Genomic DNA, 21016 nt, shown 5'->3' on the forward strand with positions numbered 1-21016 from the left:
GGTTCAGGGGAGCGGGTGCGGCGCTTTTCCCGTGCGCCGGGAACAGCGGCCGATTCCCGGCCGGGCGCCGGAGAGCCGCCGGGCCCGTACTGCCACAATGGGGACCGTGACCCGCGCATCCCTGGACAAGCAGCCGCACGAAGTCGCCTCGATGTTCGACGACGTGGCGGAACGGTACGACCTGACGAACGACCTGTTGTCGCTCGGCCAGGACCGCGTGTGGCGCAAGGAGGTCGCGAAGGCGGTCGACGCGCGCCCCGCACAGAAGATCCTGGACCTCGCGGCCGGTACCGCGACCTCGTCCCTCCCCTTCGCCCGCACCGGCGCCTACGTCGTCCCCTGCGACTTCTCCCTCGGGATGCTCCGTGTCGGCAAGCGCAACCACCCCTGGCTGCCGCTGACGGCCGGTGACGCGACCAAGCTGCCGTTCAAGGACGACACCTTCGACGCCGTCACGATCTCCTTCGGGCTGCGCAACGTGCAGGACACCGACACCGCGCTCAGCGAGCTGTACCGCGTGACGAAGCCCGGCGGACGCGTGGTGATCTGCGAGTTCTCACACCCCACCTGGGCGCCGTTCCGCACGGTCTACACCGAGTACCTGATGCGCGCGCTGCCCCCGGTCGCCCGCGCCGCCTCCTCCAACCCCGAGGCGTACGTCTATCTCGCCGAGTCCATCCGCGCCTGGCCGACCCAGCCGGAACTGGCCGAACGGCTGAAGAAGGCCGGCTGGTCGAAGGTCGCCTGGCGCAACCTGACGGGCGGCATCGTGGCCCTCCACCGGGGCTACAAGGAGGCCTGACCGCCGGGGCCCGCCCTCTCGGCCACCCTCCCGGCTACCTGAGGACCTCGAAGGGGTCGCCGGGCTGGTCGAGTTCGCGGCGAAGCCCTCCCGACGGCGGACGCGGCGGCCGGGGTTCGCGCACTCCCGCGCCGCCCTCCGCGTCCCCGAGGTCGAACCACACGGTGACGACCGCTCCGCGCGGCACCTCGGCACCGGGCTGCGGAAATTGCCGTACGACGTAGTCGACCACCGTCCGATGGAAGTCGGGCCGGTCGGGCGCGGCGAGCAGCACACCGCGCGCCTCTGCCGTCTCACGCGCGTCCACGGCCATCAGACCGACGAGCCGCGGTACGCGCACTTCGGGTGTCTTGGGCGTTATGCGCACAGACGTCACCCCCAGCGGTACCGGAAGGGTAAGCCTCGCCCGTGCCCTTCCGGAAGCCGTGTGGAGGCATGCCGGGCTCCGTCAGAGGGCCAGCCGGTAGCGGTGGCCCTCCTGCTGCGACGAGGGCAGCGTGAACCGCTCGGCGAGCTCCATGCCGAGCCGTCGGGTCACGGCGATGGAACGGGCGTTGCCCGCGTTGACCATCGCGACGACGTCCGTGACACCCGCCGCGCGGACCCGCTCCAGGGTGGTCAGCGCGGCCGCCGTGACGTACCCCTTGCCCCAGTGCGCCCGTCCCAGCCGCCAGCCGATCTCGATCTGCCCGGCCGGCCCCCAGGCGTGCGGCCACGGCTGCGCGCCGGTGAAGCCCAGTACCTCGTCCTCGGGGCCGACCATCGTCCACAGGCAGAACCCGTGCTCCGCGTCGTGCCGCCGCTGGCGCGCCGTGAGTTCCTCGTAGACCGACGGCTCGGCCGCGCGGCCCCCGTGGAACTCCATGACCTCCGGGTCGTCGAAGATCCGGTGCCATGCGAGAGCGTCCTCGTCGGTGGGGACGCGCAGTCGTACATCGGGGAGAGCTCGGTTCACGGGGCAGCCCTTCAGCCAGGTGATCGGTACCGCTGCATAGACTGCCCATGTCCAGTGCCCGTCGGCACGTTGATTTCGAGCCTTGGGGAGACCCCGCCGTGACCGAGCCCCAACCCCTCTCCGAAAACACCGCCGACGTCATCGTCGTCGGGGCGGGGCCAGCAGGTTCCACCACCGCGTACTACCTGGCGAAGGCGGGGCTCGATGTCCTGCTCCTGGAGAAGACGGCCTTCCCGCGCGAGAAGGTCTGCGGCGACGGTCTGACCCCGCGCGCCACCAAGCAGCTCGTGTCGATGGGCATCGACATCTCCGAGGAAGCCGGCTGGCTCCGGAACAAGGGCCTGCGGATCATCGGCGGCGGCGTGCGGCTCCAGCTCGACTGGCCGGATCTCGCCTCGTTCCCCGACTACGGACTCGTGCGAAAGCGGGACGATTTCGACGAGCAGCTGGCACGGCAGGCGCAGAAGGCGGGCGCGCGGCTGTACGAGCGCTGCAACGTCGGCGCCCCGATCATCGACGACCGCACCGGCCGCATCACCGGCGTGCGCGCGAAGCTGGGCGACGCCGACTCCAAGGAGAAGCGGGAGGTGACCTTCCACGCCCCCCTGGTGGTGGCGGCCGACGGCAACTCCACCCGGCTCTCCCTGGCGATGGGCCTGCACCGCCGCGAGGACCGCCCGATGGGCGTCGCCGTCCGTACGTACTTCACCTCGCCGCGTCACGAGGACGACTACCTGGAGTCCTGGCTGGAGCTGTGGGACCGCCGGGGCGCGGAGGACCGTCTGCTGCCCGGCTACGGCTGGATCTTCGGCATGGGCGACGGCACCTCGAACGTCGGTCTCGGCGTCCTCAACACCTCCGACTCCTTCAAGGAGCTGGACTGGCGCGAGGTACTGAAGGCCTGGTGCGCCTCGATGCCGGAGGACTGGGGCTACACGCCCGAGAACATGACCGGCCCGATCCGCGGCGCCGCCCTCCCGATGGCCTTCAACCGTCAACCGCACTACACCAGGGGCCTGCTGCTGGTGGGTGACGCGGGCGGCCTGGTGAACCCCTTCAACGGCGAGGGCATCGCCTACGCCATGGAGTCCGGCCAGATCGCCGCCGACGTCATCGTCCAGGCCCACGCGCGCGCCACTCCCGGCCAGCGCGAACTGGCCCTCCAGCGCTACCCGCGCGTCCTCAAGGACACCTACGGCGGCTACTACACGCTCGGCCGCGCCTTCGTGAAGCTCATCGGCAACCCCAAGGTCATGAAGATCGCCGCCCAGCGCGGTCTGACCCACCCGATGCTGATGAAGTTCACTCTGAAGATGCTCGCGAACCTCACCGACCCCACGGGCGGCGACGCGATGGACCGCATCATCAACGGCCTGTCGAAGGTGGCCCCCAAGGCCTGACCGGAGCGACCGGAGCGCCCCCCGAGGGGTCACCGAATCAGCCCGCTCTCCTCGGCGGCGCGACGGGCCACCACCCGCTCGCGCCGCCCGGCCGTCGTCTCGCGCCGCCCGGCCGTCGTCTCGCGCCGCCCGGGCATCCGTTTCGGGCGCGCGGGTCACCGCGGCCGGCGGCGGTCCGTCGGTCTCCCGTGCCGGACGCCCGCCCTGCCGCAGGCCGTCGCTTCCTGTGCCGGGACAGCCCGAAGGACCGCTCCCCGCACAGGAAGCGGTCCTCCGGAAGACACTCGCGGGTCAGAGCACGCGGACCGCGCCCGTCGCCGGGTAGCCCGAAAGATCCTGAATCACGACACCCTTGGACGGGTTGGCCGCGTCCAGGTACTGACCGTCACCGATGTACACACCGACGTGGTACGCCGAACCGGCGGAACCCCAGTACAGGATGTCGCCGACCTGGAGATTGGACAGCGAAACCGGCGTACCGGACGTCGACTGGCCCTGGGAGACGCGCGGCAGGTCGACGCCGACCTGCTTGAACGCCGCCTGCACAAGACCCGAGCAGTCCCACGCGTTGGGTCCGGTGCCGCCCATGACATACGCGTCGCCGACCTGCGCCTTGAGGAACGCGACCACGGTCGCGACGCTGCCGCTGGCCGGGGCGGCGACGTTCGTGGACGTCGAAGCGCCGGCGGACAGGACGGTCCGCGCCGAGGAGCGCGAGACGGCCTCGGCCGCTGCGGCCTTCCGTGCGGCCTCGGCCTTCTTCTTGGCCTCCGCCTTCTTCTTGGCGTCGGCCAGGTCGGCCTTGGCCTGCTTGGCGGCCTTGGCGGCGGCCGCGTCACGCTCGGCCTGCAGTTCGTAGTTGGCCGCGGCCTGCTGGGTGGCGTCCGCGGACTGCGCGACCTGGGCGGCCAGGTCGGCCGTCAGGGTGGGCAGTTCGAGGGTCTGCGTCACGGGCTCGGCAGCGTTCGCCGAACCCGCCGCCCCGGCCACTGCCAGGGTGCTGAGAACGCCACCGGCAACTCCGGCGCGCATCGCGAGCGACGAGGCGTTGCGGCGGGGTTTCCGGTGGCTTCGTATGTGTGCAGTGTGGGACATGGGTACTAGCGGTACCAGGGGCTCCTCCATACCTTCAAGAAACGTGTGGTGCGCCACAGTTGTTCAATGGGCGGCCGAATTCGTCGCGCGTCACTCTTTATTGACGCCGTAACGGGCATTGCGGACACCGTCCACCAAGCCCGTGATCATGGCCTTTCAGTATTACGTCCGAATTGCCCGCCACCTACCACCGGTTGAAGCCGATGGCCAAGCCCGGCTTATCTGACCCATAGGTAGATGTGGCGCAGGTCACGGAACGGTCACCCGGGCGGTCGCGTCCCGCGCGTCGGCCCCGGCCGCCCCCGCTCGTGAACGCGTGCACGTGTCCACTTCTGTCCGCGCGGCCACCCCGAAGTGTGAACGCGCTCCTCTATCAAGGGGGTGCACCCAGCGCCAATTTGCATGCAGCGGAAGTCTCTTGATATTGAGACGCCACCTCCGGCCTGCGGCGATGAACGAAAATGTCACGTCTGGTGATCGACCTGACGCTTCGCGTGTGAAGATCACTGCTCATCCGACTTCATGATCGTTCGTCAGGTGGTGGAGATCACAAAGCTTGTGCAATACCCCGTGTCGCAGATCACAGACCGCCGGGCATAAGATGCGAGGCAGTTGGGCTTGTGACCTGCTTCACATGTCCGCGATCTTCGCCGGGACGGGTGGGGTTCGCGGTCCTGTCGAGGCAGGGGTGCAGGCTCGCCGAACCGCCACCAGTCAGTGCCGACTGAGAGGAGCGAGGAGCGTGAACGCGTATGCGCCGATCCTCGTACTGGGAGCCCTCGGGGCAGGCTTTGCGATCTTCTCCGTGGTCATGGCCACGCTGATCGGTCCGAAGCGCTACAACCGCGCCAAGCTCGAAGCGTACGAGTGCGGGATCGAGCCGACCCCCACGCCGGCCGGCGGCGGGCGTTTCCCCATCAAGTACTACCTGACGGCGATGCTCTTCATCGTCTTCGACATCGAGATCGTCTTCCTCTACCCCTGGGCCGTCACCTTCGACGCCCTGGGTGTTTTCGGGCTCGTGGAGATGCTGCTCTTCGTGCTCACCGTCTTCGTCGCGTACGCGTACGTATGGCGGCGTGGCGGCCTGGAATGGGACTGAGGGGCCTTTAAGCATGGGACTCGAAGAAAAGCTGCCGAGCGGATTCCTGCTGACCACCGTCGAGCAGGCCGCGGGCTGGGTGCGCAAGGCGTCCGTCTTCCCCGCGACATTCGGACTCGCCTGCTGCGCCATCGAGATGATGACGACCGGCGCCGGGCGCTACGACCTGGCCCGCTTCGGCATGGAGGTCTTCCGCGGGTCACCCCGCCAGGCCGACCTGATGATCGTGGCCGGCCGGGTGAGCCAGAAGATGGCGCCGGTGCTGCGGCAGGTCTACGACCAGATGCCCAACCCCAAGTGGGTCATCTCCATGGGGGTTTGTGCGTCATCGGGCGGAATGTTCAATAACTACGCCATTGTGCAGGGCGTCGACCACATCGTCCCGGTCGACATCTATTTGCCCGGATGCCCGCCGCGGCCCGAGATGCTGATGGACGCGATTCTCAAGCTCCACCAGAAGATCCAGAGCTCCAAGCTCGGCGTGAACGCCGAGGAAGCGGCCCGCGAGGCGGAGGAAGCGGCGCTCAAGGCGCTTCCCATCATCGAGATGAAGGGCCTGCTGCGGTGAGCGACGCGAACGGCAACGGGGTCAACCCCGAGAAGGACCTCGGCGCCTCCAACCTCCCCGGCCAGCGAGGCGACAAGGGCGAGGAGATCCGCGTCCAGCGCGGCATGTTCGGCGCCAACAACGGCGGCGACACCTCCGGCTACGGCGGCCTGGTCCGCTCGATCCGGCTCCCCGGCGCGGCCAACCGCCCCTACGGCGGCTGGTTCGACGAGGTGGCCGACGAGCTGGAGGGCGCCCTGGAGGAACAGGGACTCGTCCCCGAGAACGTCATCGACAAGACGGTCGTCGACCGCGACGAGCTCACCTTCCACGTCGAACGCGAGTACCTGCTCCGTGTCGCCCAGACCCTGCGCGACGACCCGGCCCTCCGGTTCGAGCTGTGCACCGGCGTCTCCGGCGTCCACTACCCGCACGACAAGGGACGCGAGCTGCACGCCGTCTACCACCTGCGCTCGATCACCCACAACCGGCTGATCCGCCTGGAGGTCAGCGCCCCCGACGCGGACCCGCACGTTCCCTCGCTCGTCTCCGTCTATCCGACGAACGACTGGCACGAGCGCGAGACGTACGACTTCTTCGGGCTGATCTTCGACGGTCACCCGGCGCTGACGCGGATCATGATGCCGGACGACTGGCAAGGCTTCCCGCAGCGCAAGGACTACCCCCTCGGCGGCATCCCCGTCGAGTACAAGGGCGCCCAGATCCCGGCTCCGGACCAGCGGAGGTCGTACTCATGAGCACGCAGACCCCTTCCGGGGCATCAGCCGCTTCGGCCCGCGAGACGACCGAGGGCACCGTATATACGGTCACCGGCGGCGACTGGGACGAGATCGCCCAGTCCGCGGCTAAGTCCGACGACGAGCGCATCATTGTCAACATGGGCCCGCAGCACCCGTCCACCCACGGCGTGCTCCGGCTCATCCTGGAGATCGACGGCGAGACGGTCACCGAGGCCCGCTGCGGCATCGGCTACCTCCACACCGGTATCGAGAAGAACCTCGAATTCCGTACGTGGACCCAGGGCACCACGTTCGTGACGCGCATGGACTACCTGACGCCGTTCTTCAACGAGACGGCGTACTGCCTCGGCGTCGAGAAGCTCCTCGGGATCACGGACGAGATCCCCGACCGCGCCTCGATCATCCGCGTGCTCCTCATGGAGCTGAACCGACTCTCCTCCCATTTGGTGTGTATCGCCACCGGAGGCATGGAGCTGGGCGCCACCACGATCATGATCTACGGCTTCCGTGACCGTGAGCTCATCCTGGACATCTACGAGCTGATCACCGGCCTGCGGATGAACCACGCGTACATCCGCCCCGGCGGACTCGCCCAGGACCTGCCCCCGGGCGCCGTGGACCAGATCCGCGAGTTCGTGAAGAAGATGAAGAAGAACCTTCCCGAGTACGACAAGCTCGCCACCGGGAACCCCATCTTCAAGGCCCGCATGCAGGACGTCGGCTATCTCGACCTCGCCGGCTGCATGGCCCTCGGCGCCACCGGCCCGGTCCTGCGCTCGGCGGGCCTCCCGCACGACCTGCGCAAGTCCCAGCCCTACTGCGGCTACGAGAGCTACGACTTCGAGGTCCCGACCGCCGACACCTGCGACTCCTACGGGCGCTTCCTGATCCGCCTGGAGGAGATGCGCCAGTCGCTGCGGATCATCGAGCAGTGCCTGGACCGGCTCCAGCCCGGCCCGGTCATGGTCGCCGACAAGAAGATCGCCTGGCCCGCCCAGCTCGCGCTCGGCCCCGACGGTCTCGGCAACTCGCTCGACCACATCAAGAAGATCATGGGCACCTCCATGGAGGCCCTGATCCACCACTTCAAGCTGGTGACCGAGGGCTTCCGCGTGCCGCCGGGACAGGCGTACGCGGCGGTCGAGTCGCCCAAGGGCGAGCTCGGGGTGCACGTCGTCTCCGACGGAGGCACCCGCCCCTACCGGGTCCACTTCCGCGACCCGTCCTTCACCAACCTGCAGGCCATGGCGGCGATGTGCGAAGGCGGCCAGGTCGCCGACGTCATCGTCGCCGTCGCGTCCATCGACCCCGTGATGGGAGGCGTCGACCGGTGACCACGACCCCCGAGGGCGTCAGCCTGGGCATGCCCCAACTGCCCGCGCCCGACTACCCGGCCGATGTCCGGGCCCGGCTCGAGGCGGACGCGCGCGAGATCATCGCCCGCTACCCCGACTCCCGCTCGGCGCTCCTTCCGTTGCTGCATCTCGTGCAGTCGCAGGAGGGCCATGTCACGCGCACGGGACAGCGGTTCTGTGCGGAGGTACTGGGTCTGACGACGGCCGAGGTGACCGCCGTCGCGACCTTCTACTCGATGTACCGGCGCAAGCCGAGCGGTGACTACCAGGTGGGTGTCTGCACCAACACCCTGTGTGCCGTCATGGGCGGCGACGCCATCTTCGAGGCTCTCCAGGACCACCTGGGCGTCGGCAACGGAGAGACCACCGGCGACGGCAAGGTCACGCTGGAGCACATCGAGTGCAACGCGGCCTGCGACTTCGCGCCGGTCGTGATGGTCAACTGGGAGTTCTTCGACAACCAGACCGTGGACTCGGCCAAGCGCCTCGTCGACGACCTGCGCGAGGGAGCCGACGTCGAGCCGACCCGCGGCGCCCGTCTGTGCACCTTCAAGGACACCGCCCGGATCCTGGCGGGCTTCCCCGACGAGCGCGAGGGCGCGGTGGAAGGCGGCGGGAGCGCGGGCCACGCCTCACTGGTGGGGCTGCGCCTGGCCAAGGGCGAGAGCGCTCCCGCGCGCGTGGTGCATCCGCGCGGCGGAGGGGCGCCGCAGAACCAGCGGCCCGCCGAGCACCCGAGCTCGCACGACGCGCCGCAGGACACGTCGGCCTCCGACCCGTCCCACCCGGCGGGTCCTGTCGCAGAGGAGGGGGAGTGATGACCTTGGCAGCCGAGATCAACGAAACGAGTCCCGAGAAGCTGCTCGCACCCGTGCTGTCGGCCTTCTGGGACGAGGACAGGTCCTGGACGCTGGACGTCTACCGAAGGCACGAGGGGTACGAGGGCCTGCGCAAGGCACTCGCCATGTCACCGGACGACCTGATCGCGTACGTCAAGGACTCCGGACTGCGCGGCCGAGGCGGAGCGGGATTCCCCACGGGAATGAAATGGCAGTTCATTCCGCAGGGCGATGGCAAACCACACTATCTAGTTGTCAACGCCGACGAGTCGGAGCCGGGAACCTGTAAGGACATCCCGCTCCTCTTCGCGAACCCGCACAGCCTCATCGAGGGCATTGTGATCGCGTGCTATGCCATCCGGTCTTCGCATGCCTTCATCTATCTTCGCGGTGAAGTGGTCCCCGTATTGCGGCGGTTGCACGAGGCCGTACGCGAGGCCTACGAGGCGGGCTTCCTCGGCGAGAACATCCTGGGCAGCGGACTCGACCTCCAGCTCACCGTGCACGCGGGCGCGGGCGCGTACATCTGCGGTGAAGAGACCGCGCTGCTCGACTCGCTCGAAGGCCGCCGTGGACAACCGCGGCTCCGTCCCCCTTTCCCCGCTGTCGCGGGCCTCTATGCGTGCCCAACTGTTGTAAATAACGTCGAATCGATCGCGTCAGTTCCCGCCATTCTCCAAAAAGGCAAGGAATGGTTCAGGTCGATGGGCAGCGAGAAGTCTCCGGGCTTCACGCTCTACTCGCTCAGCGGCCATGTCGCCAGCCCCGGCCAGTACGAGGCCCCGCTCGGCATCACGCTGCGCCAACTCCTCGACATGAGCGGCGGGATGCGCCCCGGCCACCGGCTGAAGTTCTGGACGCCGGGCGGCTCCTCGACCCCGATGTTCACCGACGAGCACCTCGACGTCCCCCTTGATTACGAAGGAGTGGGCGCCGCGGGTTCCATGCTCGGCACGAAAGCACTCCAGTGCTTCGACGAGACGACCTGTGTCGTACGCGCCGTCACCCGCTGGACCGAGTTCTACGCCCACGAGTCCTGCGGCAAGTGCACGCCCTGCCGCGAAGGGACCTACTGGCTCGTGCAGTTGCTGCGCGACATCGAGGCCGGCAAGGGCGTGATGTCCGACCTCGACAAGCTCAACGACATCGCCGACAACATCAACGGCAAGTCCTTCTGCGCCCTCGGCGACGGTGCCGCCTCGCCGATCTTCTCCTCGCTCAAGTACTTCCGCGCGGAGTACGAGCAGCACATCACGGGCCGCGGCTGCCCCTTCGACCCGGCCAGGTCGACGGCCTGGGCGGACAAGCACACGGAGGTGAACGCATGACAGTGACCACCAGCGCTCCCTCCGGAGGCGGGGAAGCGGCGGTCCCCCCGGCGGATCTCGTCTCGCTGACGATCGACGGCGTCGAGATCAGCGTGCCCAAGGGCACCCTGGTCATCCGGGCCGCCGAGGAACTCGGCATCGAGATCCCCCGGTTCTGCGACCACCCGCTCCTCGACCCGGCCGGCGCCTGCCGCCAGTGCATCGTCGAGGTCGAGGGCCAGCGCAAGCCCATGGCGTCCTGCACGATCACCTGTACGGACGGGATGGTCGTCAAGACGCATCTCACCTCGCCGGTGGCCGAGAAGGCGCAGCACGGGGTGATGGAGCTGCTGCTCATCAACCACCCGCTGGACTGCCCCGTCTGCGACAAGGGCGGCGAGTGCCCCCTGCAGAACCAGGCGATGTCTCACGGCAACGCCGAGTCCCGCTTCGAGGGCAGGAAGCGGACGTACGAGAAGCCGGTCCCGATCTCCACGCAGGTGCTGCTCGACCGCGAGCGGTGCGTGCTCTGCGCCCGCTGCACCCGCTTCTCCAACCAGATCGCCGGCGACCCCATGATCGAGCTGATCGAGCGGGGCGCGCTCCAGCAGGTCGGCACCGGTGACGGCGACCCGTTCGAGTCGTACTTCTCCGGGAACACGATCCAGATCTGCCCGGTGGGCGCGCTCACATCGGCGGCGTATCGCTTCCGCTCGCGCCCCTTCGACCTCATCTCCTCGCACTCCGTGTGCGAGCACTGCTCCGGCGGCTGCGCGACACGCACCGACCACCGGCGCGGCAAGGTGATGCGGCGCCTCGCGGCCCCGGACCCGGAGGTCAACGAGGAGTGGCTCTGCGACAAGGGGCGGTTCGGGTTCCGGTACGCGCAGCAGCGCGACCGCCTCGACACGCCCCTGGTGCGCAACGCCGAGGGTGTTCTTGAGCCCGCGTCCTGGCCGGAGGCCCTGGAGGCCGCGGCACGGGGGCTGACGGCGGCCCGCGGCCGGGCCGGTGTCCTCACCGGCGGTCGGCTCACCGTCGAGGACGCCTACGCGTACAGCAAGTTCGCGCGCGTGGCCCTCGACACGAACGACATCGACTTCCGCGCGCGCGTGCACAGCTCCGAGGAGGCCGACTTCCTGGCCGCCCGGGTCGCCGGACGCGGAAGGGATCTCGACGGTACGGGCGTCACGTACGCCTCCCTGGAGAAGGCGCCCGCGGTCCTGCTGGCGGGCTTCGAGTCCGAGGAGGAGGCGCCCGGTGTCTTCCTGCGCCTGCGCAAGGCGTGGCGCGGGCACGGTCAGAAGACCTTCTCGCTCGCCACGCACGCCACACGCGGACTGGAGAAGGCGGGCGGCACGCTGTTGCCGGCCGCGCCCGGCACCGAGACCGAGTGGCTGGACGCGCTCGCGAGCGGCGTCGGTCTGGAGGGCGACGGAGCCAAGGCCGCCGAGGCGCTGCGGGCCGAGGGCGCGGTGATCGCCGTCGGTGAGCGGCTGGCCGCCGTGGCGGGCGGGCTCACCGCCGCCGTGCGGGCCGCCACCGCCACCGGCGCCCACCTGGTGTGGATTCCGCGCCGGGCCGGGGAGCGCGGCGCGATCGAGGCGGGCGCGCTTCCGTCGCTGCTGCCGGGCGGGCGCCCGGCCACCGACCCGCGCGCGCGGGACGAGGTCGCGGCCGCCTGGGGCGTCTCCGAACTCCCGCACCGCTACGGCCGCGACACCGGCCAGATCGTGGAGGCGGCCGCCGGCGGAGAGCTGCGGGCGCTGGTGGTCGCGGGCGTGGAGGTCACCGACCTTCCCGACCCGGCACGCGCGCGTGCGGCCCTGTCCGAGGTGGGCTTCCTGGTGTCGCTCGAACAGCGGCCCAGCGAGGTCACCGAGCACGCGGACGTCGTCCTGCCGGTCGCCGCGGTCGCGGAGAAGGCCGGAAGCTTCCTCAACTGGGAAGGCCGGGTCCGCTCCTTCGAGGCGGCGCTCAAGCCCGACCAGATGACCCGGCGCCTGGCACCCGCGGACGCGCGCGTCCTGCAGATGCTGGCCGACGCCATGGACGTACACCTGGGGCTGCCGGATCTGCGCACCGCGCGCGGAGAGCTCGACCGGCTCGGCGCCTGGGACGGGCCGCACGCCACCGCACCCCTGGAGACCGGGGTGCAGTTGCCGCGCCCGGCCGCCGGTGAGGCCGTACTGGCCGGGCACCGGCTGCTGCTCGACCGCGGGCGCCTCCAGGAGGGCGACGACGCGCTCGCCGGGACCCGGCACGCCGCGCACGCGCGCGTGTCGCCCGCCACGGCCGCCGAGGCCGGGGTCAAGAACGGCGACGTTCTCGCCGTCAGCGGTCCCGCCGGAGTGGTCGAACTCCCGCTGCAGATCACCGAGATGCCCGACCGCGTGGTCTGGCTCCCGCTGAACTCGAGCGGAAAGGGCGTCGCCTCCGACACCGGGGCGCTGCCCGGCGCACTCGTCCGCATCGGTCCGGCGACCGTCGCCGCCGAGGCTCAAAAGGAGGTGGAGGCATGACGCCGTACCTCGCTGCTGAAGACCTCTCGATGTTCGGCCGTGACCCCTGGTGGCTGGTCGTCGTCAAGGCGGTGTTCTGCTTCGCCTTCCTGATGGTGACCGTGCTGTTCTCCATCGTGTGGGAGCGCAAGGTCGTCGCCTGGATGCAGCTGCGCATCGGTCCCAACCGGCACGGGCCCTGGGGGATGCTCCAGTCGCTCGCCGACGGCGTCAAACTGATGCTCAAGGAAGACCTCATCGTCAAGCGCGCGGACAAGGTGGTCTACGTCCTCGCGCCGATCGTCGCGGCCATCCCGGCCTTCATGGCGATCGCGGTGATCCCCTTCGGGCCCGCGGACAACGAGATCTCGATCTTCGGCCAGCGCACCACGATGCAGCTCACCGACCTGCCGATCGCGATGCTCTACATCCTCGCGGTGGCCTCGGTGGGCATCTACGGGATCGTGCTCGCCGGCTGGAGTTCCGGATCCACCTATCCGCTGCTCGGGGGTCTGCGGTCCTGCGCGCAGATGATCTCGTACGAGATCGCCATGGGCGCCGCGTTCGCGTCGGTGTTCCTCTACTCCGGCTCGATGTCGACCTCGGTGATCGTCGAGCAGCAGCAGGACCGCTGGTACATCGTCCTGCTGCCGGTGTCGTTCCTGATCTACATCATCACGATGGTCGGTGAGACCAACCGGGCCCCGTTCGACATGCCGGAGTCCGAGGGCGACCTGGTCGGCGGCTTCAACACCGAGTACTCGTCGATCAAGTTCGCGCTGTTCATGCTCGCCGAGTACGTGAACATGGTGACGGTCTCGGCCGTGTCGACGACGCTCTTCCTGGGCGGCTGGCGGGCCCCGTGGCCGATCAGCACCTTCTGGGAGGGCGCCAACCACGGCTGGTGGCCGATGCTCTGGTTCGTGGTGAAGGTGCAGCTGCTGCTGTTCTTCTTCATCTGGCTGCGCGGCACGCTGCCGCGTGTGCGCTACGACCAGTTGATGAAGCTGGGCTGGAAGGTCCTCATCCCGGTCTCCGTGGTGTGGCTGATGCTCGTCGCGACGGTACGGACGCTGCGGAACGAGAACTACGACTTCGCGGACATCGCCCTGTACGTCGGCGGAGGCGTCCTCGTCCTGTTGCTGCTGTCGTTCGCGACGGACATCTTCCGTGACAAGCGGGGGGCTGAGGAAGCGCCCGCCGAGCCGGCCGCCTTCGACCCGATGGCCGGTGGATTCCCCGTGCCCCCGCTGCCCGGCCAGGAGCTGCCGCCGGTGCCCCGGCGTCGTCCGCGCCGCGAGCGGGAGTTGATTGTCAGTGGCGGGTCCGATACTGCGAGTGACGGATCGATTGCCGGATCTCGTGACGGAAAGGAGGGGTCCGATGGCTGAGGAGCCGAAGGAGACCAAACCGGGTTTCCAGAACCCGGTCGCCGGTTTCGGCGTGACCTTCAAGGCCATGTTCAAGAAGCGGCTGACCGAGCAGTACCCGGAGCAGCAGAAGACCACCGCGCCGCGGTTCCACGGCCGGCACCAGCTCAACCGTCATCCGGACGGCCTGGAGAAGTGCATCGGCTGTGAGCTGTGCGCCTGGGCCTGCCCCGCGGACGCCATCTATGTGGAAGGCGCGGAGAACACCGAGGAGGAGCGCTACTCCCCGGGCGAGCGGTACGGCCGCGTCTACCAGATCAACTACGCCCGCTGCATCCTGTGCGGCCTGTGTATCGAGGCGTGCCCCACGCGCGCGTTGACGATGACGAACGAGTTCGAGCTCGCCGACAGCAGTCGCGCCAACCTGATCTACACCAAGGAGCAGCTGCTCGCCGGACTCGAGGAAGGCATGGTCGAGTCACCGCACTCGATCTTCCCGGGCACGGACGAGCAGGACTACTACCAGGGTCTGGTGACGGAGGCGGCGCCCGGTACGGAGCGCCAGGTGGCCGTCTCCAAGGGCGAGTCGCATCCCTCGGCGAGCCCGTCGGGCACGGCTGCCGGAGAGGGGGCGGGGGCATGACCGACCTGGCCGCCTACTCCACCTCCACCGGAGAGGCCTTCCAGTTCTGGGTCCTCGGTACCGTCGCGGTGATCGGCGCCCTGTGCACCGTCTTCATGAGGAAGGCCGTCCACAGCGCTCTGTGCCTCGCCGGGACCATGATCATCCTGGCCGTGTTCTACCTCGCCAACGGCGCGTACTTCCTGGGCATCGTCCAGATCGTCGTCTACACCGGCGCGATCATGATGCTCTTCCTGTTCGTCGTCATGCTCGTCGGTGTCACCGCGGCGGACTCGCTGAAGGAGACCATCAAGGGGCAGCGCTGGCTGGCCCTGGTCTGCGGACTGGGCTTCGGGGTCCTGCTGTTCGCCGGTATCGGCAACGCGTCGATCAAGGACTTCAACGGCCTGGCCAAGGCGAACGCGAACGGCAACGTGGAGGGCCTCGCCGCCCTCATCTTCACGAAGTACGTGTTCGCCTTCGAGATCACCGGCGCCCTGCTCATCACGGCCGCCGTCGGCGCCATGGTGCTCACGCACCGCGAGCGCACCGAGCGCGCCAAGACCCAGCGCGAGATGTCCGAGCAGCGCGTGCGCGAAGGCAAGCACGTACCGCCGCTGCCGGCACCGGGTGTCTACGCCCGGCACAACGCGGTGGACATCGCGGGCCTGCTCCCCGACGGCACTCCGTCCGAGCTGACCGTCAGCAAGACGCTGCGCGACCGCGGCCAGATCCGTGACGTGTCGGCCGACGCACTGAGCGATCTGAAGGCGCTGGAGCAGCGTGCCGAGGAGCGCCTGGAGCGCACGAAGACGGAGGAGGCGTCCCAGTGAACCCGGTCAACTACCTCTATCTCGCCGCCTTGTTGTTCACGATCGGCGCCACCGGTGTGCTGATCAGGCGGAACGCGATCGTGGTGTTCATGTGCGTCGAGCTCATGCTCAACGCCTGCAACCTCGCCTTCGTCGCCTTCTCCCGTATGCACGGCAATCTCGACGGCCAGATCATCGCCTTCTTCACGATGGTCGTCGCCGCCGCGGAGGTCGTGGTCGGGCTCGCGATCATCGTGTCGCTGTTCCGTTCCCGCCACTCGGCCTCGGTCGACGACGCCAGCCTGATGAAGCTGTAAGGGGTCGCTGAATCGTGGAGAACCTGATTGCGCTGCTGGTAGCGGCGCCTCTGCTCGGAGCGGTCGTGCTGCTGTGCGGCGGACGGCGGCTGGATGCCGTCGGCCAGTGGCTCGGCACCGCGTTCGCGGCGGCCTCCTTCGTGATCGCCGCCGTGCTCTTCGCCGGCATGCTGGGGAAGAGCCCCGAGGACCGGACCCTTACGCAGCATCTGTACAGCTGGATCGCCGTCGGGGACTTCCGTGCCGACGTCGGCTTCCAGCTCGACCAGTTGTCGATGACGTTCGTCCTGCTGATCACCGGCGTCGGCTCGCTGATCCACCTGTACTCGATCGGGTACATGGAGCACGACGAGCGCCGCCGCCGCTTCTTCGGCTATCTGAACCTGTTCCTGGCGGCGATGCTGCTGCTCGTCCTCGCCGACAACTACCTGCTGCTGTACGTCGGCTGGGAGGGAGTCGGTCTCGCCTCGTACCTGCTGATCGGCTTCTGGCAGCACAAGCCCAGCGCCGCCACCGCCGCCAAGAAGGCCTTCCTGGTCAACCGTGTCGGCGACATCGGCCTGTCCATCGCCATCATGCTGATGTTCACGACCTTCGGGACCTTCGCCTTCGGGCCCCTGCTCGGCACCGAGGAACACCCCGGTCTGGTCGGGGACGCCACCGAGGGCAAGCTCACCGCCGTCGCCCTGATGCTGCTGCTCGCCGCCTGCGGCAAGTCCGCCCAGGTGCCGCTGCAGTCCTGGCTCGGAGACGCGATGGAGGGCCCGACCCCGGTCTCGGCCCTCATCCACGCCGCCACCATGGTGACCGCGGGCGTGTACCTGATCGTGCGTTCGGCGGCCGTCTTCAACGGAGCGCCCGACGCGCAGCTCGTCGTCACCGTCGTGGGCGCCGTCACGCTCCTGTTCGGTGCGATCGTCGGTTGCGCGAAGGACGACATCAAGAAGGCGCTCGCCGGCTCGACCATGTCGCAGATCGGCTACATGGTGCTGGCGGCGGGCCTCGGCCCCATCGGCTACGTCTTCGCGATCATGCACCTGGTGACGCACGGCTTCTTCAAGGCCGGTCTCTTCCTCGGCGCCGGTTCGGTCATGCACGGCATGAACGACGAGGTCGACATGAGGAAGTTCGGCGGCCTCAGGAAGTACATGCCGATCACGTTCGTGACCTTCGGCCTCGGCTATCTCGCGATCATCGGCTTCCCGGGCCTGTCCGGCTTCTTCTCCAAGGACAAGATCATCGAGGCGGCCTTCGCCAAGGGCGGCACCGAGGGCTGGATCCTCGGCGGCGTGGCCCTGCTGGGCGCGGCGATCACCGCGTACTACATGACGCGCGTGATGCTCATGACCTTCTTCGGGGAGAAGCGCTGGCAGCCCGACGCGGACGGCCACGAGCCGCACCCGCACGAGTCGCCCAGGTCCATGACGATCCCGATGATCGTGCTGGCCTTCGGGTCGGTGTTCGCGGGTGGCTTCTTCAGCATCGGCGACCGCTTCCTGCACTGGCTGGAGCCGGTCACCGGGCACTCGGAGGGCGACTCGCCCGTCAGTGCCCTCACGGTGACGCTGGCCACCATGGTGCTGCTGGTCGTCGGCGTCGGCATCGCCTACCTCCAGTACGGTCGCAGCTCCGTCCCGGTCGTCGCCCCGCGCGGCTCCCTGCTCACCCGGGCGGCCCGACGCGACCTGTACCAGGACGACTTCAACCATGTCGTCCTGGTCCGCGGCGGCGAGCACCTCACGCGCTCCCTGGTGTACGTCGACCACACCCTGGTCGACGGAGTCGTCAACGGGACGGCGGCCTCGGTCGGCGGCCTCTCCGGGCGGCTGCGCAAGCTGCAGAACGGCTATGCGCGCAGTTACGCGGTCTCGATGTTCGGCGGTGCGGCGATCCTCGTCGCCGCGACCCTGCTGATGAGGGCGGTCTGATACCGATGTCCTTTCCTCTGCTGACAGCGACGGCGGCGCTCCCGGCCCTCGGAGCGATCGCCACGGCCGCCGTGCCGGCCGCGCGGCGCGTCGCCGCCAAGTGGCTCGCGCTGCTCGTCTCCCTCGGCACCCTGGTGTTCGCCGTGATCACCCTGGTGCGGTTCGACCCCGGCGGTGACCGCTACCAGCTCACCGAATCCCACGCCTGGATCGCGGACTTCGGGGTGCGCTACGAACTGGGTGTGGACGGCATCGGGGTGGCGCTCGTCGCGCTCACCGCGCTGCTGATGCCGTTCGTGATCCTGGCGGGCTGGCACGACGCCGACCCGCACGAGACCGGCAACAAGCGGTGGCGGCCGACGCAGGGCTTCTTCGCCCTGATCCTGGCCGTCGAGGCGATGGTGATCATCTCCTTCGAGGCCACCGACGTCTTCCTCTTCTACATCTTCTTCGAAGCCATGCTCATCCCGATGTACTTCCTCATCGGCGGCTTCGGGGACAAGGCCCACGAGCACGGCGACGAGGTGGCGGCGACGCAACGCTCGTACGCCGCGGTGAAGTTCCTCCTCTACAACCTGGTCGGCGGCCTGATCATGCTGGCCGCCGTGATCGGCCTCTACGTGGTGGCCGGGAACTTCTCGCTCCAGGAGATCGTCCAGGCCCGGGCCGACGGATCGCTGCACATGGCGACCAGCACCGAACGGTGGCTCTTCCTCGGCTTCTTCTTCGCCTTCGCGGTGAAGGCGCCCCTGTGGCCGCTGCACACCTGGCTGCCCAACGCCATGGGTGAGGCCACCGCGCCGGTCGCCGTGCTGATCACGGCGGTCGTCGACAAGGTCGGCACCTTCGCGATGCTCCGCTTCTGCCTCCAGCTCTTCCCGGAGGCGAGCAAGTGGGCGACGCCCGTGATCCTCGTCCTGGCGCTGATCAGCATCATCTACGGGGCGCTGCTCGCGGTCGGACAGCGGGACATCAAGCGACTGGTCGCCTACGCGTCGATCTCGCACTTCGGGTTCATCATCCTGGGCATCTTCGCGATGACCAGTCAGGGCCAGTCGGGCGCGACGCTCTACATGGTCAACCACGGGATCTCGACCGCCGCCCTGATGCTGGTGGCGGGCTTCCTGATCTCGCGGCGCGGCTCGCGTCTGATCGCCGACTACGGAGGCGTGCAGAAGGTCGCACCGGTGCTCGCGGGCACCTTCCTGATCGGCAGTCTCGCGACCCTCTCGCTCCCCGGTCTCGCGCCCTTCGTGAGTGAATTCCTGGTCCTGGTGGGCACGTTCACGCGCTACCCGGCCGTCGGCATCATCGCCACCTTCGGCATCGTGCTCGCCGCGCTCTACACCCTCGTCCTCTACCAGCGGACGATGACGGGCCCGGTCAAGGCGGAGGTGGCCGAGATGCCGGACCTCAGGGTGCGCGAGCTCCTGGTGGTCGCCCCGCTGATCGCTCTGCTGATCTTCCTGGGCGTCTACCCGAAGCCGCTTACCGACATCGTCAACCCGGCGGTACAGCAGACCATGTCAGATGTACACAAGACGGACCCCCAGCCTGAGGTGGAGGCGGCCAAGTGAGCGCATCAGCCGTCCACAGCCTGTGGACAACGGCGGCAACCGCGGCCGATCCGATCTCCAAGATCGACGCACCGAAGATCGAATATGGGCAATTGTCGCCCACCTTGATCGTTATCGGTGCGGCGATCGTCGGGGTGCTGGTCGAGGCCTTCGTTCCGCGCAAGTCGCGTTACTACACACAGGTGTTCGTCGCCGTCGTCGCACTCGCCGCGGCGTTCGCCGCGGTCGTCGCGCTCGCGGCGGGCGGATACGGCACCACGAAGGCGCACATCGCGGCGATGGGCGCGATCGCGGTCGACGGACCGTCCCTGTTCCTGCAGGGCACGATCCTGCTGGCCGGCATCCTCGGCGTCTTCACCTTCGCCGAGCGACGCCTCGACCCGGAGGCCCACGGGAACCGGGTCGACTCCTTCGCCGCCCAGGCCGCCTCGGTGCCCGGCAGCGACAGCGAGAAGGCCGCAGTGAAGGCCGGGTTCACCACCACCGAGGTGTTCCCGCTGCTGCTCTTCGCGATCAGCGGCATGCTGGTCTTCCCGTCGGCCAACGACCTGCTGACGCTGTTCATCGCGCTGGAGGTCTTCTCCCTCCCGCTGTACCTCCTGTGCGCCGTGGCCCGCCGCAAGCGGCTCATGTCGCAGGAGGCGGCGGTCAAGTACTTCCTGCTCGGCGCCTTCGCCTCCGCGTTCACGCTCTTCGGTATCGCCCTGCTGTACGGCTACGCGGGCTCGGTGTCGTACGCGACGATCGCGCACGTCGTCGACGGCACGGTCACGAACGTCGATCCGGCGCTCGCCGGCACCATGGGCAACGACGTGCTGCTGCTCATCGGCACCGCCCTGGTCGTCATGGGCCTGCTCTTCAAGGTCGGCGCGGTGCCCTTCCACATGTGGACACCGGACGTCTACCAGGGAGCGCCGACCCCGGTCACCGGCTTCATGGCGGCGGCGACGAAGGTGGCCGCGTTCGGCGCGCTGCTGCGTCTGCTGTACGTCGTCCTGCCGGGCCTGCGCTGGGACTGGCGGCCGGTCATGTGGGCCGTGGCGATCGTCACCATGCTGGGCGGCGCGATCATCGCGATCACCCAGACCGACATCAAACGGCTCCTGGCGTACTCGTCGATCGCCCACGCCGGATTCATCCTCGCGGGTGTCATCGCGACCTCGCCGGACGGCGTCTCGTCGGTGCTCTTCTACCTGGGCGCGTACTCCTTCGTCACGATCGGCGCCTTCGCCGTCGTCACGCTCGTACGGGACGCTGGCGGCGAGGCCACGCACCTGTCCAAGTGGGCGGGTCTCGGACGCAGGTCCCCGCTGGTGGCCGCGGTGTTCGCGATCTTCCTTCTGGCCTTCGCGGGTATCCCGCTGACCTCGGGCTTCTCAGGAAAGTTCGCCGTGTTCAAGGCGGCGGCCGAGGGCGGCGCGGGCGCGCTGGTCGTGGTCGGTGTGATCTCGTCGGCCATCGCGGCGTTCTTCTACATCCGCGTGATCGTGCTCATGTTCTTCAGTGAGCCGAAGCCCGAGGGGCCGACGGTCGCCGTGCCGTCGCCACTGACCATGACGGCCATCGCCGTGGGCGTCGCGGTCACCCTGGTGCTGGGTGTGGCGCCGCAGTACTTCCTGGACCTGGCGGGCCACGCTCGTACGGGACGCTGGCGGCGAGGCCACGCACCTGTCCAAGTGGGCGGGTCTCGGACGCAGGTCCCCGCTGGTGGCCGCGGTGTTCGCGA

At 68.8% G+C, this 21016-nt stretch carries 19 protein-coding genes; 16 read left to right on the top strand and 3 right to left on the bottom strand.

The features are described from left to right. The first annotated feature begins 106 nt into the window (after window positions 1-106). The gene (locus tag ACFWBT_RS29910) at window positions 107-802 is read left to right on the top strand and encodes a demethylmenaquinone methyltransferase (protein ID WP_385705926.1); all 696 of its coding nucleotides are present in this window, start codon (window positions 107-109) and stop codon (window positions 800-802) included. Window positions 803-836: 34 nt separating this feature from the next. Here ACFWBT_RS29910 and ACFWBT_RS29915 read toward each other — a convergent pair whose 3' ends face one another. Together ACFWBT_RS29915 and ACFWBT_RS29920 are read right to left on the bottom strand one after the other, a co-directional pair. After that, entirely contained in the window at window positions 837-1169 is a 333-nt protein-coding gene (locus ACFWBT_RS29915) for a PASTA domain-containing protein (RefSeq protein WP_351124539.1), read from the bottom strand. Between the two features lie 81 nt (window positions 1170-1250). Next, on the bottom strand, window positions 1251-1757 hold the full coding sequence (locus ACFWBT_RS29920) for a GNAT family N-acetyltransferase (RefSeq protein WP_385705929.1): 507 nt from the start codon (window positions 1755-1757) through the stop codon (window positions 1251-1253). Between the two features lie 98 nt (window positions 1758-1855). Between ACFWBT_RS29920 and ACFWBT_RS29925 the strand changes: the two genes are divergently transcribed. After that, a complete protein-coding gene (locus ACFWBT_RS29925; RefSeq protein WP_266761560.1) occupies window positions 1856-3157 on the top strand; it encodes a geranylgeranyl reductase family protein in 1302 nt (433 codons plus the stop codon). Between the two features lie 291 nt (window positions 3158-3448). On the opposite strand, the gene ACFWBT_RS29930 is transcribed toward ACFWBT_RS29925, so the two are convergent. Then, on the bottom strand, window positions 3449-4282 hold the full coding sequence (locus ACFWBT_RS29930; RefSeq protein ID WP_385705931.1) for a C40 family peptidase: 834 nt from the start codon (window positions 4280-4282) through the stop codon (window positions 3449-3451). Between the two features lie 712 nt (window positions 4283-4994). Between ACFWBT_RS29930 and ACFWBT_RS29935 the strand changes: the two genes are divergently transcribed. From ACFWBT_RS29935 to nuoN, 14 genes are all read left to right on the top strand, one after another. Next, entirely contained in the window at window positions 4995-5354 is a 360-nt protein-coding gene (locus tag ACFWBT_RS29935; protein WP_007383963.1) for an NADH-quinone oxidoreductase subunit A, read from the top strand. A 13-nt stretch (window positions 5355-5367) separates the two neighbouring features. Next, window positions 5368-5922, top strand: a complete 555-nt coding sequence (locus ACFWBT_RS29940; RefSeq protein ID WP_266761563.1) for an NADH-quinone oxidoreductase subunit B family protein — start codon at window positions 5368-5370, stop codon at window positions 5920-5922. Then, window positions 5919-6659 (top strand): NADH-quinone oxidoreductase subunit C, encoded by a 741-nt coding sequence (locus ACFWBT_RS29945; protein ID WP_356469736.1) that lies wholly within the window; start codon window positions 5919-5921, stop codon window positions 6657-6659. Before ACFWBT_RS29940 ends, ACFWBT_RS29945 begins: the two co-directional genes overlap by 4 nt. After that, window positions 6656-7996, top strand: coding sequence for an NADH-quinone oxidoreductase subunit D (locus ACFWBT_RS29950; protein ID WP_385705934.1), 1341 nt, complete (start codon window positions 6656-6658; stop codon window positions 7994-7996). Before ACFWBT_RS29945 ends, ACFWBT_RS29950 begins: the two co-directional genes overlap by 4 nt. Then, window positions 7993-8835 (top strand): NADH-quinone oxidoreductase subunit NuoE, encoded by an 843-nt coding sequence (nuoE, locus tag ACFWBT_RS29955; RefSeq protein WP_385705936.1) that lies wholly within the window; start codon window positions 7993-7995, stop codon window positions 8833-8835. The genes ACFWBT_RS29950 and nuoE overlap by 4 nt, the downstream gene beginning before the upstream one ends. After that, window positions 8835-10184: an NADH-quinone oxidoreductase subunit NuoF gene (nuoF, locus tag ACFWBT_RS29960; protein WP_266761568.1), complete on the top strand. Its 1350-nt coding sequence runs from the start codon at window positions 8835-8837 to the stop codon at window positions 10182-10184. Before nuoE ends, nuoF begins: the two co-directional genes overlap by 1 nt. Then, complete coding sequence (locus ACFWBT_RS29965; RefSeq protein WP_385705938.1) at window positions 10181-12685, top strand: NADH-quinone oxidoreductase subunit G; 2505 nt, start codon at window positions 10181-10183, stop codon at window positions 12683-12685. Before nuoF ends, ACFWBT_RS29965 begins: the two co-directional genes overlap by 4 nt. Beyond that, window positions 12682-14055: an NADH-quinone oxidoreductase subunit NuoH gene (gene nuoH / locus ACFWBT_RS29970; RefSeq protein WP_385705940.1), complete on the top strand. Its 1374-nt coding sequence runs from the start codon at window positions 12682-12684 to the stop codon at window positions 14053-14055. The genes ACFWBT_RS29965 and nuoH overlap by 4 nt, the downstream gene beginning before the upstream one ends. Beyond that, entirely contained in the window at window positions 14048-14677 is a 630-nt protein-coding gene (nuoI, locus tag ACFWBT_RS29975) for an NADH-quinone oxidoreductase subunit NuoI (RefSeq protein ID WP_385705941.1), read from the top strand. The genes nuoH and nuoI overlap by 8 nt, the downstream gene beginning before the upstream one ends. Beyond that, window positions 14674-15489 (top strand): NADH-quinone oxidoreductase subunit J, encoded by an 816-nt coding sequence (locus ACFWBT_RS29980; RefSeq protein WP_385705943.1) that lies wholly within the window; start codon window positions 14674-14676, stop codon window positions 15487-15489. Before nuoI ends, ACFWBT_RS29980 begins: the two co-directional genes overlap by 4 nt. Continuing rightward, the gene (nuoK, locus tag ACFWBT_RS29985) at window positions 15486-15785 is read left to right on the top strand and encodes an NADH-quinone oxidoreductase subunit NuoK (RefSeq protein WP_004927567.1); all 300 of its coding nucleotides are present in this window, start codon (window positions 15486-15488) and stop codon (window positions 15783-15785) included. Before ACFWBT_RS29980 ends, nuoK begins: the two co-directional genes overlap by 4 nt. 14 nt (window positions 15786-15799) lie before the next feature. Then, a complete protein-coding gene (gene nuoL / locus ACFWBT_RS29990; protein WP_385705945.1) occupies window positions 15800-17713 on the top strand; it encodes an NADH-quinone oxidoreductase subunit L in 1914 nt (637 codons plus the stop codon). 5 nt (window positions 17714-17718) lie between these two features. Next, entirely contained in the window at window positions 17719-19290 is a 1572-nt protein-coding gene (locus ACFWBT_RS29995) for an NADH-quinone oxidoreductase subunit M (RefSeq protein ID WP_385705946.1), read from the top strand. Then, window positions 19287-21016, top strand: a 1730-nt coding sequence (nuoN, locus tag ACFWBT_RS30000; protein ID WP_385705947.1) for an NADH-quinone oxidoreductase subunit NuoN, incomplete at its 3' end; no start/stop codon positions are given. The genes ACFWBT_RS29995 and nuoN, both read left to right, overlap by 4 nt.

Source organism: Streptomyces sp. NPDC060027 (assembly GCF_042737005.1).
Classification (GTDB): domain Bacteria; phylum Actinomycetota; class Actinomycetes; order Streptomycetales; family Streptomycetaceae; genus Streptomyces.

Coding starts and splice junctions, on each gene's coding strand:
- ACFWBT_RS29940 (WP_266761563.1), top strand. CDS start 5,368: ATGGGACTCGAAGAAAAGCTGCCGAGCGGATTCCTGCTGACCACCGTC.
- nuoF (WP_266761568.1), top strand. CDS start 8,835: ATGACCTTGGCAGCCGAGATCAACGAAACGAGTCCCGAGAAGCTGCTC.
- ACFWBT_RS29980 (WP_385705943.1), top strand. CDS start 14,674: ATGACCGACCTGGCCGCCTACTCCACCTCCACCGGAGAGGCCTTCCAG.
- ACFWBT_RS29965 (WP_385705938.1), top strand. CDS start 10,181: ATGACAGTGACCACCAGCGCTCCCTCCGGAGGCGGGGAAGCGGCGGTC.
- nuoI (WP_385705941.1), top strand. CDS start 14,048: ATGGCTGAGGAGCCGAAGGAGACCAAACCGGGTTTCCAGAACCCGGTC.
- ACFWBT_RS29950 (WP_385705934.1), top strand. CDS start 6,656: ATGAGCACGCAGACCCCTTCCGGGGCATCAGCCGCTTCGGCCCGCGAG.
- nuoH (WP_385705940.1), top strand. CDS start 12,682: ATGACGCCGTACCTCGCTGCTGAAGACCTCTCGATGTTCGGCCGTGAC.
- ACFWBT_RS29995 (WP_385705946.1), top strand. CDS start 17,719: ATGTCCTTTCCTCTGCTGACAGCGACGGCGGCGCTCCCGGCCCTCGGA.
- ACFWBT_RS29930 (WP_385705931.1), bottom strand. CDS start 4,282: ATGGAGGAGCCCCTGGTACCGCTAGTACCCATGTCCCACACTGCACAC.